This window comes from Colwellia meonggei, from assembly GCF_057537295.1.
The window spans coordinates 844,307-858,863 of sequence record NZ_BAAJLZ010000001.1 but is presented as its reverse complement, the minus strand read 5'-3'; the positions used below and the strand labels follow the sequence as shown (position 1 = coordinate 858,863).

Sequence of the window (14,557 nt, the reverse complement as noted above, 5' to 3'; positions counted from 1 at the left end):
TCAATAACTCCTATTAGAAACCTAAACTTGATAATAAGTCATCAACGTCATCCTGATCTGAGACAACATCAGTGCGATTTTCAGTATTTACAATTGGGCCTTCAACTAAGTTTTCACCTACGCTTGGTCTGCTAGCTGCTTTTGCTTCTTCCGATGAGATACCAAAAGCCGTTAGCATATTAATTAAGCTTTCTTCAACTTCATGCACTAAATCAATAACTTTGCGTATAACTTGCCCAGTCAAATCTTGGAAGTCTTGTGCCATTAACACGTCAGTCATCAAACTATGCATATGGCCAGTTTCTTTCTCTGTGGTTTTAAGCAAAGTGTCAATATCACGACATAATGCTTTAAATTCACCAACATCGAGATCGTTATGCATTAGCTTCTGCCACATTGGATTGACTGTACTAATTTGTTGCTGAATATTGTCTACGACAGGAAAAATAGACTCCACCGCATCCATGGTTTTATTAGCGGCTTCTTCTGTACGACTTATAACAAAATTCAGTCGCTCTTTAGCATCAGGTATATCAGCCGTAGCGAGATCATTCAACCGACTGTCGACTTGAAAGTTGTTTAATGAGTCATGAAGTTGACGGGTTAGCTTACCTATTTCTGCAAACAACTCTGAGTTGATTGGATTTTGAATTTCCGCAATCAATTCGTTTGCTTTGTCTTGCTGGTCCGTCTCTAGGTATTCAACCAGTAATTTAGCTTGTTCCAACGAAACATCGACATTTGCATTTGTAGTCATGTGAAGTCCTTGCGTAGCAAAATTATTGATTAACCAAGGCGCTCAAAAATTTTGTCGAGCTTAGTATTTAGTGTTGCTGCAGTGAATGGCTTAACAATGTAACCATTAACACCCGCTTGTGCCGCCATGACAATTTGCTCTTTTTTCGCTTCGGCTGTCACCATTAACACTGGAATATGAGACAATTTCGCGTCAGCTCTAATTGCTTTTAGTAAATCAATCCCTTGCATACCTGGCATGTTCCAGTCAGTAACAACAAAATCGTAATCACCTTCTTTCAACATAGGCAATGCGGTACTACCATCATCAGCCTCTGAAATGTTAGTGAAGCCAATATCGCGTAACAAATTTTTGATTATACGTCTCATTGTTGAGAAATCATCAACAACAAGTACTTTCATATTTTTATCCAAGGCACCCTCCGGTGAGAACATTTAAAATTCTAACAATAACGTTATTCTACTTAACTTTGCCATGATTGCATACGTGCTTTTAAACGATGCATCGCCTGGCTATGTATTTGGCTTACCCTTGATTCACTAACATCAAGCACTTGGCCTATTTCCCTAAGGTTTAATTCTTCATCGTAATACAGAGACAGTACTAAAGCTTCTCGCTCGGGTAAAGTAGAAATACATTCAGCTAAAGACTTTTTAAAGACGCTTTGTTCAATACTAGCGTATGGGTCATCTTGATGATGGCTTTCAGCTAAATCAAGCGCATCTTCACTAACCCCAAGATCTTCTATGCCTAATATTTTACCTGAACTAACTTCATTAAGCATATGATGGTAGTCATTTAATGAAATTTCAAGTTTTTCAGAGACTTCAGCATCCGTAACATCACGACCATATTCTGCTTCTAAGCTTTTTATAGCTTCACTGATCATACGGCTATTTTTGTGAACTGAGCGCGGCACCCAGTCGCCACGGCGGATTTCGTCTAGCATAGCGCCACGAATTCGAATACCAGCGAAGGTTTCAAAACTTGCCCCTTTGCTGTTATCAAAATTATTTGCTGCTTCTAAAAGCCCGATCATTCCCGATTGAATAAGATCGTCAACGATAACACTGGCAGGTAAACGAGCAAGTAAATGGTAAGCAATACGTTTTACTAAGACAGTATGCTGTTCTAATAAAGCAGATTTATCAACACTGTAAGCATGTAATTTAACCACTCTAACTCGCTCGCTTTGTTGGTTAGTGTTCTAACAATTGCTCGATAAAGAACTCTAGGTGACCCGAAGGTTGTTGCGGTACTGGCCAACTCATTAAGTTGTTAGCTAGTGCTTTAAAGCCCATTGAAGCTGGCGATTCAGGAAAGGCTTCAACAATTGCTTGTTGTTTCCTAACAGATTTACGAATATTTTCATCAAACGGTATTACCGCGACAAGCTCTAACGCTACATCTAAAAATCGATCCGTAACTTTTGAAAGTTTTGCAAATAGCTGCTGCCCTTCTTTCGGGCTTCGTACCATATTGGCAACAACTTTAAATTTAAATACACCATGATCACGACTCAGTAACTTCATGAGTGCGTAACAATCGGTAATTGAGGTAGGTTCATCACATACCACCAATAATACGTCTTGTGATGCTCGGCAAAAACTCAACACCATATCAGAGATACCTGCAGCGGTATCAACAATCAAAACGTCAAACTTCGTATGCATATCACTAAATGCACGAATCAGCCCAGCATGTTCAGAAGGTGTTAAATCCACCATAGATTGCGTGCCTGATGTCGCTGGAATTATATTTATGCCACCTGGGCCTTGGATAATAATATCATCAAGTTCACATTCACCAGATAATACATGAGATAAATTACGTTGTACGCGTAAGCCTAACATCACGTCAACGTTAGCAAGACCTAAATCAGCATCAAGCACTAACACTCGTTTGCCTAATTTAGCTAAAGAAATAGAGGTATTTAACGAAACGTTGGTTTTACCAACACCACCTTTACCACCGGAAACTGCTATGACTTTAATTTGTTGAGAATCTTGCATTTTTCTTAAGCCACTCGCTTGATCTATCATCTATGTAACTTCTCTTTAAAACATCGCTGCCGTTATCAAAACAGCTATACTGCAACCGTTGCTGCGGGCGTTCGCCATGAAACTGCTGACGACTGTTGAGACTTAATCGCCATTCTATCTGCAAGCGTAACTAATTTCTCAGCATTTGCAACCTTAATATCTTCAGGAACCCTTTGTCCGTCAGTAAGATAGCCAATTGCTAAACCGTTCTGTAACGATGTGCTGATTATTTCACCAGCACTCAAGCTTTCGTCGAGTTTAGTATAAATACAACCCGCTAATGGAATTCGCTTAAAACGTTCAACATTTTCTTGCATTACGCGCGGTTGGGTATTTGCAGATAGCACTAAGTAGTTACGAATTCTAACACGAGCATTAGCAATTAAGGTAGTTAAATGCTCAGTCAAACGCATATCTCTTTGTCCCATACCTGCGGTATCAATTAAGATTAGTTTCTTCTGGGAAAATTGCTGTAATAAACTATCTAGTTCATTACCATCTTTTGCTAGCTTAACCTGACAACCAATAATACGACCATAAGTTGCTAGCTGCTCAAAACCAGCAATTCGATAACTATCTGTAGATATCAACACTACTTGGTCAGCGCCATGAACTTGCGCAAAACGGGCAGCCAGTTTAGCGATAGTGGTTGTTTTACCTACACCGGTAGGCCCCACTAAAGATACGACGCCCCCACGTTGAATAATATCATTGTTCGTCGTGTTTAATTGCTGTGAGATAACTTGCTTTGCTTGCTGCCACGCATCATCTTCATGAGTATTAGCAGGAATGTAACCCGCTACTTGATCAGCAATTTGCTCTGTTAAGCCCATTGCCATTAGACGATTAACCAATACTGCACGCATAGGGTCTTTTTGTGCCATATCTTGCCACATCAAACCAGACATTTGATGTTCAAGTAATTGGCGAATTGACGACATTTCCTTTTGCATATTTTCAAATTCAGCACTGCTAACCTGTGTTTGCGTCTGAATTTGACGGCTGGAAACAGGACTACTTGAAAAATCTTCAGCGGTTGGCGTGCTAAATTCTTGTTTCATAGTAGATGTTGGCGTAGCAGTTTGGCTCAGGGCAACAGAACCTTCGCGATTAATATCACCAGCATTAGATTGCTCTAAACGGTTGGTAAAGTCTTTAAATTGCTGCTCGATATCTTCGGGTTCAGCATTATTACTTTTCTGTACTGGTGGGTTGTTAGTAACAGCAGAGTTTGCTATTTGGCTATCAAAGGCACGGGTTGCTGGCGCTTTATCATAGCCATTTTGTTGCACTTGGCGGTTTAACAATGCAGCTAAACTATCTGCAGGTACTTCATCGTTTTTAGTTTCAGTTTGTGGCGCACTATTAAATGCAACAGTATCCTCAGCAATATCAACGCGATGCGCTGACTGTGAAGATGTTTCAGGTTGTGAATGAGTTTCAGGTTGTGAATGAGTTTCAGAAGGCTTAACACTTTGGTTGTAATCAACCGCTGCCATTAATTCGACACCCTCAGCAATTTTCTTATTTGACATAATGACTGCATCAGCTCCTAGCTCTTCTTTGATCTGTGCTAGTGCGCTTCTCATGTCTCTTGCTACATAACGTCTAATTTTCACCGCCAACCCCTTATAATTCACTACTGCTTACTTTGAAGTATTTTTTACTGGCCGATAGCGCTAACAATTTTTATCTGTTTGTCATCTGGAATTTCCTGATAAGAGATAACTCTTAAGCCAGGAATGGTATATTTTACAAATTTAGCAAGTACTGAACGTAGAATTCCTGACGTTAATAATATTGGACTATCACCAGCCATTTCTTGCTGCTGTGCCCCGTCTGTCAAAGACTTCTGTAACCTTTCTGCTAAACCTGGCTCTATACCCGCGCCATCGTCTCCAGCCATTTGCATAGACTGGTGCAACATCTGTTCCAACTCTGGTGACAAAGTTATGACGGGGACTTCTGCCGCTGGGCCAACCAGTTCTTGCACAATAAATTTACGTAGTGTAATTCGCACTGCGGCAGTTAAAACTTCAGGATCTTGGCTCTTAGGGCCATATTCAACCAAGGTTTGAATTATGCTGCGCATATCGCGTACTGGCACGCCTTCGTTCATCAAATTTTGTAGCACTTTAACTATGGTACCCAATGTCAGTACATCGGGAATTAAACCTTCAATTAATTTAGGATAGCTCTTAGCAAGCATATCCAATAAGTTTTGTACTTCTTCATGACCAAGTAACTGTGAGGCATTGTTCGTTAATATTTGACTTAAATGGGTAGCAAGCACAGTTGCGGCATCAACCACAGTGTAGCCAAGCGATTGAGCATGCTCGCGTTGTTCTTGTTTTATCCAAACGGCATCTAAGCCAAATGCAGGATCTTGAGTTGCTATACCGTCAAGCTTGCCAAATACTTGCCCTGGGTTAATCGCCAATTCATGATCATGACGAATTTCTGCTTCACCTATGGTTACTCCCATCAATGAAATCTGGTAGGTATTAGGGTCTAAATCGAGGTTATCGCGAATATGTACTGCTGGGACTAAAAAACCAAACTCTTGAGATAGCTTTTTACGGACTCCTTTAATACGATTAAGTAACTCACCACCTTGTGCTTTATCAACTAGTGGGATCAAGCGATAACCAATTTCAAGGCCGATAATATCAACATGATTAACATCGTCCCAACCTAAATCTTTTACTTCTGCTTCTTGTTGCTGTGTTTCCACTTCAGCCGCCTGCGACTGTTCAGCCTCTTGAATAGCTTTGGCCGCTTTATATTTAGCACCGAAAAAAGCTATACCAGCAATTAATACCGCAAAAATAAGAAACGCTACATGTGGCATACCCGGTACAATGCCCATCACAAACATCACACCAGCCGCAATATACAGCGAACGTTCTTGGCCTAGCTGGCTACTTACTTGCTCTCCCATATCTTGAGCAGTATTTTGGCGAGTAACGACAATCGCAGTACCAACTGATAATAACAAACCAGGAATTTGCGCAACTAGGCCGTCACCTATGGTTAGTAGCGTATAAATTTCAACAGCACTGTCAAAAGACAAATCATGCTGCACCATACCAATTACTAAGCCACCAACAATATTGATAAACAGAATTAATATACCTGCAATAGCATCACCTTTTACGAACTTACTGGCACCATCCATCGAACCATAAAAGTCAGCTTCACTAGTGACTTCAGTACGACGTTCGCGTGCCTGATCTGCAGTAATAAATCCGGCATTTAAGTCCGCATCAATCGCCATTTGTTTACCTGGCATTGCATCAAGGGTAAAACGGGCTGTAACTTCTGATATACGACCAGCACCTTTAGTTACCACAACAAAGTTAATGATAATCAAAATTGCAAATACGACTAAACCAACCGCATAGTTACCGCCAATAACAACTGAGCCAAATGCTTCAATCACTTTACCTGCCGCTTCAGGCCCTTGATGACCTTCAAGTAACACCACTCGAGTACTAGCAACATTTAGTGCTAATCGCAAAATGGTTGCGATAAGCAAAACTGCAGGGAAAGAGCCAAACTCTAAAGGCTTTAAGGTATAAACCGTAATTAATAACACCACTAACGATAGGGCAATATTGAAAGAAAAGAGGATATCAAGCAAGAATGCCGGCATAGGTAAAATAACCATGCCAAGGGCTGCCATCACTAAAAATGGTGTACCTAAACCTGAGAGGACATTAAATTTTTTCTTTTTTAAATTATTAAATGTTGCCGCTAACTGCATGAGCTCTTGTGATAGTATTTTGACGTATCACTTGAAATAGCAATAATCAGACCAGCTTAAATCAGGTTTAGGCAATAAAGTTTTAAATGGATATTATTTAAGCAAACACGCTCAATTAGTAACGAAAATCATCAGGAATAGGTAAGTTTTTAGCGACAGGTTTAGGGCGTTTCGCCTTGCCTTTTTTATGAGCATTTAACTGGAAAATAAAGGCTAGTATTTGTGCCACGGCAGCAAAGAGTTGTTCTGGAATTTCTTCATTCGGCTCGGCGGTATAATACAAAGAACGAGCAAGTGCAGGCGAAGCAATAACCTCAATGTTGTGCTCCTTGGCAATGGTGCGGATATGAAGCGCCATTTCATCAATACCTTTCGCCACTAATATTGGCGCCCCTCCACCATCAGGATCATATTTAAGCGCTACAGAGTAATGTGTAGGGTTAGTAATCACCACATCTGAGTCAGGAATATCTTGCATCATTCTTCGCTGCGACATTTCATATTGTGCGCGTCGAATGCGCCCTTTAGTTTCTGGGCTACCATCTGAATTTTTCATTTCGTCTTTAATTTCTTGCTTGGTCATTTTCAATTGACGATTATGATTCCATACCTGATAGGGCGCATCAATGACAACAATAATGGCGAGTGACAATGCCAAGGCTAGAAACATCCACATTAGCAATGACACTGCATGCTCAAAATTATGCGGAATATTCTCGGTACTTAAATTAATAATTTGATCAAATAAGCCACTTAATAATAAATAAGCAGAAATAAATACTACAAAGAATTTTAAAATTGATTTAATTAACTCAACGTATGCTTGCACACCAAACATACGTTTAAAGCCTGCTAATGGTGATAATTTACTGGCCTTCGGTGCCATTGCTTGCCAAGAAAAGCTCATACCGCCAAGTAAACTATTACCAACAAATGCAGCGAAAACAATAATTATATGAATCCACAGAAACGGCACCATAATCGCACTTACACTATCACTCACTACTTGAAATAAAGCGTGCACATCCATAGTTTCTCGTCGATTCAAACTAAATAGACGTTTCATCATTTTTGATAACTCAGCGACTAAAGAATTGCCCATGATTAGCATAGCCACCGCACTACCGACTAGCACAAACATAGTACCTAGATCTTTCGAGCGTGCTATTTGCCCTTTCTTTCTCGCATCAGAGAGTTTTTTCGCCGTCGGTTCTTCGGTTTTTTCACCACTGTCTGACTCAGCCATTAGGGAGCAGCCCCGCAGTCAATTAAGTAACAGCTAAAATCTAGCGCTCGCTGCCACTGCAATACAAAATGTGTATAAAAATTACCCATCGTCAGCCACATGATCAATAAACCCGCACACATAGTAATTGGAAAACCTATGGCAAAAATATTCAATTGTGGTGCGGCACGGGTCATGATTCCGAATGAAAAATTTATCAACAACATCGCTGTTAACGGTGCAATTGCAAGTGATAAAGCCGTAGCAAACATCCAACTGCCCCACTCAGCAATTTCTTTAAATTTTATGCTAGAAAAGTCGCTAGCTGGAATAGGGATAGTGTCAAAACTTGCAACGACAAATTGCAAATATGCAAGGTGACCGTCCATTGCCCAAAACAATAGCGTAGACAAAATCAAAAAGAATTGGCCTACCGCTGGCACACTAGTACCACTGGCGGGATCAACTAAAGAAGCAAAACCTAAACCGGTTTGCATTGCAATAATTTGCCCTGCCAAAGTAAAAGTATTAACAACCATCACAGTGACAAAACCTAACATCACGCCAATGACAATTTGCTCACCAATAAGCAATGCTGTTGCTAAGGAGAACATATCGCCTACTTTTGTTGGCGGCAATGCTGGCATAACGGCGACAGTAACCGCTAAACAGAAGAATAATTTTACCCGACCAGGAATTGATTTTGCGCCAAGCCCTATCATCGCCATCACCATGGCTGAAATGCGCGCTAGCGGCAGTAAAAAGTCAGCCATAGTCTGATTAATAACAGACTCGGTAAACTCCATGTTAACTTACCACACTTGGGATACTGCCAATTAAACGAATTGCGTAATCCATTAGCTTTTGCACTAACCAATGACCACCAAGTATGAGTGCCATTAAGGTTACGATTAAACGAGGTAAAAAGCTTAAGGTTTGTTCGTTAATAGATGTTGCAGCCTGAAACACAGCAACAATTAAGCCAACGATAAGGCTAGGAACAATAACCGCACTCACCAACACGATAACTAAAAATAAAGCATCTCTTAATATATCAACAAATACTTCAGGACCCATTACGTGGCTCCCATACCATAACTAGTTGCTATAGTGCCTATCACTAAATTCCAACCATCAATTAAAACAAAGAGCATTAATTTAAAGGGTAATGATACTATCATCGGCGAGAGCATCATCATCCCCATTGCCATTAAGATACTGGCAACAACCAAATCGATAATTAAAAATGGAATAAATAACATAAAACCAATTTGAAAGGCCGTTTTCAGTTCACTGATCACAAATGCTGGAATAATGACGGTCATTGGTAAGTCAGTGGGTTGATCAACTTGTTCAATACCCGCCATACTGGCCAAGGTATCTAAATCTTTAATTCGCGTTTGCTCTAACATAAACGCACGTAACGGTACTTTTGCTTTATCAATCGCTTCAACTGAAGTTAGCTGTTCAGCAAGATATGGTTGAATAGCTCGGTCATTAATTTCATTATAAACTGGCGTCATAATGAATAATGTCATAAATAAGGTTATACCAATAATAACCTGATTTGACGGCGTTTGTTGAAGGCCAAATGCTTGTCGTAGTATTGCCATCACCACAACAATACGAGTAAAGGAAGTCATCATGATTACCGCCGCAGGAATAAAGCTTAGCGCGGTCATAAATATCAAGATTTGTAGCGTTACTGAGTATTCTTGTGAACCATCTGGGTTGGTTGTTAATTTCAAGGCTGATAAAGAAAGATCATCAGCCGCCATACTATAATTACTGAACAGTAAAAAAGACAAAATCGTAGTGACTACAACTACGATTTTGCGCGGTGATAATAATGATTTTTTATTGTTATTTATCATTCTGTTGCTCATAGCCTTTCAACGTTTTTTGTTTGAGAAATTTTGCTATTGATTGACTAAAATCAAAAGACTTTTCTTGCCCAGCAGCTAACGGCTGCTCGAGTGTTTCTAACAAGGTTATTTGCTGCGCTGTAACACCTAACAGCAATTGTTTATCACCACTTTGCACGACCACCAATTTTTCTTTCGCACCGAGATGTAAACTCGTGACAATTTTCAGGCCATTAAAGCTTTGTTGAACACCTTGAAAACGCTTCAGAATAATCGCACTAACAACAATAACAGCCAATACCATCAATAATGACAGTATCATGCTCATGGCATCCATATTGGCTGCAACATGTTTGCCTACTTCAACAGATTCCGATTTGTCAGCCACTTCCGCTGCGTTAACAAAAACAGACAAGAACCAGGGCAATAGTGCAACTAATAGCGTTTTTTTCATTTAATGCTTATTTCAATTTCTTAATACGTTCCACTTGGCTGATAACATCAGTCAAACGAATACCAAACTTATCGTTAACCACAACTACCTCACCATGAGCAATCAAGGTGCCATTAACTAAAACATCTAATGCTTCACCAGCCACGCGATCAAGCTCTACAACTGAACCCTGATTCAACTGTAATAAATTACGAATGCTAATATGACTACGACCAACTTCCATTGAAATGGTCACAGGAATATCTAAAATAGCGTCTAATTTACGTTTTTCTTCACCCGTAATTGGTTCGCCATCTTCTTGTAAATCTTCTAACTCAACGGTTTCAGCAGCTTCAGCGGCAGCTTGTTCATCCATTGCCTCATCCCACATGCCTAAATCATCTTCGTTTTCTGTACTCATTTTTCCTGCCTCAAAGTTCAACCAGTAACGTCAAATTAACCACATTACCAAGAGTTATTCTGCGCTAACTTCTATTATTATGCGATTTCTACACCACATTGAAATATTTTTTCTGCTATAAATCATCTTCTAAAAGATGAAGCTCCGCATCACTATCTAGGCGTTTACCGCCTTTAGTCAGAATAGTAAGTTCAGACTTAACCGATTCAGGACGCTTAATTTTCGATTCTATTTTCAAGGCCAAATTATCGCGACTACGACCAAGCTTAGCTCTAAACGACGGTAAATTTTCAATTAACACCGTAATATGGTCTGGCATTTCAATTGGAATAATATCGCCAGCTTTAAAGTCCATAATTTTTTGTAGGGACAATTCAACTTCTAAAAATTTCGTTGATAGTTCAACCGGAACATCCATAATTTCATCACGCAGTGCTTTCGACCAACGCATGTCGGTGTCTTCTTTATCACTTTGCACACCAGCATCAAGCAATTCGCGAATTGGCTCTAACATCGAATAAGGTAAGGCAACATGAAAATCACCGCCGCCACCGTCAAGTTCAATATGGAAAGAACTAATCACTACAACTTCAGTTGGGCTAACAATGTTTGCCATAGAGGGGTTAACTTCTGAATCAAGATATTCAAATGACACATCCATAACCGGTGACCAAGCTTCTTTATAATCTTCAAAAATTATTTTCAGCAACATTTGCACAATGCGGCGTTCAGTTGGCGTAAATTCACGACCTTCAATTTTGGCATGATAACGACCATCACCGCCAAAAAAGTTATCTACTAAAATGAAAACTAAGCGCGCTTCCATTGTGATTAACGCTGTACCTTTTAACGGACGAAAACGCACCATATTTAAGCTGGTCGGTACAAATAGGGTATGTACGTACTCACCAAACTTAATCATTTGGATGCCATTAATTGACACTTCCGCAGTACGTCGCATCATATTGAAAAGGCTAATTCGCATATGACGAGCAAAGCGTTCATTCACCATTTCAAGCGTTGGCATTCGCCCACGAACAATACGATCTTGAGAAGAGAAATCATAATCAGACGTACCCTCAGCATGGGAAACGTCTTCTACTATTTCTTCTTCTTCAACATCATCAACACCGTGTAATAGCGCATCAATTTCGTCTTGAGATAATAAGTCACTCACTCGATAGTCTCTTTATCTTAGTTAATCTAGGCACTTATTTACTGCATTACAAAGCCGGTAAATAACACTTTCTCAACGATTTTATTGCCTTCCACTTCTTTCATAATTTTGTGCACTTCAGACAACGACTTTTGTTTTAATGAGGTTTTTCCTGCACTCGTTGCTAAGTCATCGGCATTAGATTGTGAAAACACTGCTAACAAGGTGCTTTCTATTAATGGCACATGTTTCTTCGCTGCTTCCTCATTGTCAGCGCCGCGCACTAATAATTGCACACGAATTTCTACAAAACGATCACGGGCTGCACCAGGAACATTAAAGCGAAACGGTCTCGGCATAGGGACATATAAGGCAGAGCCTATCTCAGCACTACCACCTGACTCCGCTTCGACAGCTTCGGTAGAGCCAGTATCAAGCGCAGCATCTAGCTCTGCTTGCGTAACCTCTTGGTCTTCTCCGCCCATCATAAAAAATGCTGCAGCACCACCAGCAATGGCTAAAACCGCAACAATTGCGATAATAATAATTAGCTTCTTTTTCTTACCTGAATTATCTAATTCAAGTTCATTTTCATCTGCCATCTGGTCTACCCTGAAAAATTTTAATATTTATAGCTAAACTATATCCTTGAATAGCATTGAATCCAACGAGTTTTGTCATTTATGCATAGTAATCAACGCCAGTTGACGAAGCTTTGACCACATTCTGAGTTTGCGCTAGGTTTTCATCTGCTGCTTGTTCTGACGACAAACCGTTTTTTCCACGGCTTTCGCCATCCTCAAAAGCCGTTTCTGATTGCTCCCCCGGTTGGCGCTGTTCGATATTAGCATCATCAACATCTACACCACTTTCTGCCAACATATCACGCAATTTACCCATATTTTGTTCTAAAGCATCTTTAGCTTGCTGGTTTTGAACAATAAACTGCACCGCCGCTTGTTCATTTTGCAGGTTAACACGAATATGAACATTACCCATTTCAGGTGGATCTAACTGTATTTCTACCTGTTGAATCTTCTGATTAATCATGACCATCACTTTGTCTTTGACCGCATTAGCAAAATCTTTGCGGTAAATGGCGATAGTTTCAGTATTTAGTACTGTAATTGATTTTTGGCTTTGCACCGCATTACCCGACAATTTGTTTATTGTATTTTCAAAACTTTGCTCTTGTTGCATAGACAACTCAGTAGCACTCAGCGTAGGCCGACTAGCTTGAGCATCTAATGTTTGGTTAACCATAGATGCGCTTCTTTCTGAAACAACAGCGTTCTTATCATTTGCCGCTTTAGCGAGTGCAACTTCTTCTATAACATTCTCGGGATTCTTCGTTGCCTCGTCATCAGCAGCTTGATTATGATTAGCATTTGCTGCTGTTGATGTACCTTGCTCTTTTGTTATCGCCGCCATAACACTTGCCGTGCTTTGATTAATAGTACGGCTTTGTGTTGTCTCGGTAGTAGCATCAGCTTTTACAACTGGTGCTGCATCATTCATTCCTATCGGCGCGGCTCTTAAAACTTGCTCACTAGTTGTGACACTTTTTTGCTCTTTATCTCCTGAACCAACCTCGCTTTCACTGACTAATTTTTTGTTTGCTACCTGGGGCGTTTCAGTACTTGCTTTAGCAAGCATCTCATCATTTACAGCTTGTTCATCACCCGCTGCTCGCGCATTGCTTACTGCAAGTTCATCATTGTTAGTTTGCATTATGACTTGCTGTATCGCGTCACTTTGCTTGGTGATTTGCTCTACTACTGATTGCTGCGTATTTAACGGCGTTGTGGCCTGGGTATTTGGCTTTTGCTGTGTAGACAAAATAGGCTGCTGTTGGTTTTGCTCAAATGTTGCTTTTTCGCTACCTTGCTTCGCTTCAACTATATCTTTACTGATTTGCTGGCCTTGTATAGCTTGATTATTTTTTACCTCCGCTGAATCACTAGGCTTGCTGGTAGCGCCAGCAAGCTCAGATAATTTAGCCGAACTATGGCTCTGCTCAGCATCGGCTGCATTCTGTGCTTGCTCGCCTTTACCATTATCACTGGTCAGCCCAGAAACTATAGGTGTTGGCTTAACAGGAATATTAGCGCCTGAATTACTTTTAACTTTATGTAGCACTTCCGCATGTGGCGCTTTTACATTGTCTGACTCTGTTTTAACAATAAATTTTTGCGCACCGTTTAACATTTTTAATAAGTCGATTGCCTCATCATCACTCGTTGCCGAGCTTTCAGCATTTGTATTTCTTGAGGTGTTTTCAGCGGCTGAACTAACAATATTTTTTATTGATGCATCAGTAACTTGTCCTTGCGTTTTATTATCTCTAGCACTGTCAGTAACAGTCGCAGCCGACAAAGGTGATTCCTCAATAGGTAATATATGCGCGTATTTATTACTTTTTTCAGTTGCAATGATATTCGGATCATTATTAGGATTATCAACGATAGGTAAAATATGAGCGTCTTTAGGATACTCTTTAGATGGAGTTACACTTGCTTCACTTTCAGGCGAAATAGGGACAGGTAATGTATGTTCATCACCTGGTATTTTTTTACTATTATCACCTTTTTTATCAACATCATTGAAAGATTCACGACGTTCTTTTACATCACTTGCCGCTTGAGGTGGTTGATTGCCGTTTGACGCATTGCCTTTTTCTGTCGGCTTATCTTGTTGGGCCTTGTAGTGTTTTTCAATAACATCAGAAAACTCAGTATCTTTTACTGATTTATTACTCTGCTCACTACCTTTATTCCCTTGAATATCAGTAGCTTTAGTAACTTCAACAGAGAGTAAACTTAATTGAGACATAATAACCCTTTAGCAACTTTATCTTTTACAAGCAACTTAACTTGCAACAACTTTAAAAAC

15 protein-coding genes are annotated in these 14,557 nt (G+C 40.0%); all 15 read right to left on the bottom strand.

The window, feature by feature from the left end:
• Window positions 1-13 precede the first annotated feature (13 nt).
• Entirely contained in the window at window positions 14-757 is a 744-nt protein-coding gene (locus AC27E9_RS03850) for a protein phosphatase CheZ (RefSeq protein ID WP_487127421.1), read from the bottom strand.
• A gap of 29 nt (window positions 758-786) precedes the next feature.
• On the bottom strand, window positions 787-1,170 hold the full coding sequence (gene cheY, locus AC27E9_RS03845) for a chemotaxis response regulator CheY (RefSeq protein ID WP_487079895.1): 384 nt from the start codon (window positions 1,168-1,170) through the stop codon (window positions 787-789).
• Window positions 1,171-1,220: 50 nt separating this feature from the next.
• Window positions 1,221-1,934: an RNA polymerase sigma factor FliA gene (locus AC27E9_RS03840; RefSeq protein ID WP_487127419.1), complete on the bottom strand. Its 714-nt coding sequence runs from the start codon at window positions 1,932-1,934 to the stop codon at window positions 1,221-1,223.
• Window positions 1,935-1,956: 22 nt separating this feature from the next.
• Window positions 1,957-2,799, bottom strand: coding sequence for a MinD/ParA family protein (locus AC27E9_RS03835; protein WP_487127417.1), 843 nt, complete (start codon window positions 2,797-2,799; stop codon window positions 1,957-1,959).
• Window positions 2,800-2,843: 44 nt separating this feature from the next.
• Window positions 2,844-4,418 carry a flagellar biosynthesis GTPase FlhF gene (flhF, locus tag AC27E9_RS03830; RefSeq protein WP_487127415.1) on the bottom strand — a complete coding sequence of 525 codons (1,575 nt, stop codon included), beginning with the start codon at window positions 4,416-4,418 and terminating at the stop codon, window positions 2,844-2,846.
• A gap of 44 nt (window positions 4,419-4,462) precedes the next feature.
• On the bottom strand, window positions 4,463-6,565 hold the full coding sequence (gene flhA / locus AC27E9_RS03825; protein WP_487127413.1) for a flagellar biosynthesis protein FlhA: 2,103 nt from the start codon (window positions 6,563-6,565) through the stop codon (window positions 4,463-4,465).
• Between the two features lie 115 nt (window positions 6,566-6,680).
• Complete coding sequence (gene flhB, locus AC27E9_RS03820) at window positions 6,681-7,811, bottom strand: flagellar biosynthesis protein FlhB (RefSeq protein ID WP_487127411.1); 1,131 nt, start codon at window positions 7,809-7,811, stop codon at window positions 6,681-6,683.
• The gene (gene fliR, locus AC27E9_RS03815; protein WP_487127409.1) at window positions 7,811-8,596 is read right to left on the bottom strand and encodes a flagellar biosynthetic protein FliR; all 786 of its coding nucleotides are present in this window, start codon (window positions 8,594-8,596) and stop codon (window positions 7,811-7,813) included. The genes flhB and fliR overlap by 1 nt, the downstream gene beginning before the upstream one ends.
• 1 nt (window position 8,597) lies before the next feature.
• The gene (fliQ, locus tag AC27E9_RS03810; RefSeq protein WP_487127407.1) at window positions 8,598-8,867 is read right to left on the bottom strand and encodes a flagellar biosynthesis protein FliQ; all 270 of its coding nucleotides are present in this window, start codon (window positions 8,865-8,867) and stop codon (window positions 8,598-8,600) included.
• Entirely contained in the window at window positions 8,867-9,568 is a 702-nt protein-coding gene (gene fliP / locus AC27E9_RS03805) for a flagellar type III secretion system pore protein FliP (RefSeq protein WP_487128281.1), read from the bottom strand. The genes fliQ and fliP overlap by 1 nt, the downstream gene beginning before the upstream one ends.
• A gap of 85 nt (window positions 9,569-9,653) precedes the next feature.
• A complete protein-coding gene (fliO, locus tag AC27E9_RS03800) occupies window positions 9,654-10,109 on the bottom strand; it encodes a flagellar biosynthetic protein FliO (protein WP_487127405.1) in 456 nt (151 codons plus the stop codon).
• 7 nt (window positions 10,110-10,116) lie between these two features.
• The gene (fliN, locus tag AC27E9_RS03795) at window positions 10,117-10,509 is read right to left on the bottom strand and encodes a flagellar motor switch protein FliN (RefSeq protein ID WP_487127403.1); all 393 of its coding nucleotides are present in this window, start codon (window positions 10,507-10,509) and stop codon (window positions 10,117-10,119) included.
• 115 nt (window positions 10,510-10,624) lie between these two features.
• Window positions 10,625-11,686, bottom strand: a complete 1,062-nt coding sequence (gene fliM / locus AC27E9_RS03790; RefSeq protein ID WP_487127401.1) for a flagellar motor switch protein FliM — start codon at window positions 11,684-11,686, stop codon at window positions 10,625-10,627.
• Window positions 11,687-11,724: 38 nt separating this feature from the next.
• Entirely contained in the window at window positions 11,725-12,267 is a 543-nt protein-coding gene (gene fliL / locus AC27E9_RS03785) for a flagellar basal body-associated protein FliL (protein WP_487127399.1), read from the bottom strand.
• A 79-nt stretch (window positions 12,268-12,346) separates the two neighbouring features.
• Complete coding sequence (locus AC27E9_RS03780) at window positions 12,347-14,497, bottom strand: flagellar hook-length control protein FliK (RefSeq protein WP_487127397.1); 2,151 nt, start codon at window positions 14,495-14,497, stop codon at window positions 12,347-12,349.
• Between the last annotated feature and the right edge of the window lie 60 nt (window positions 14,498-14,557).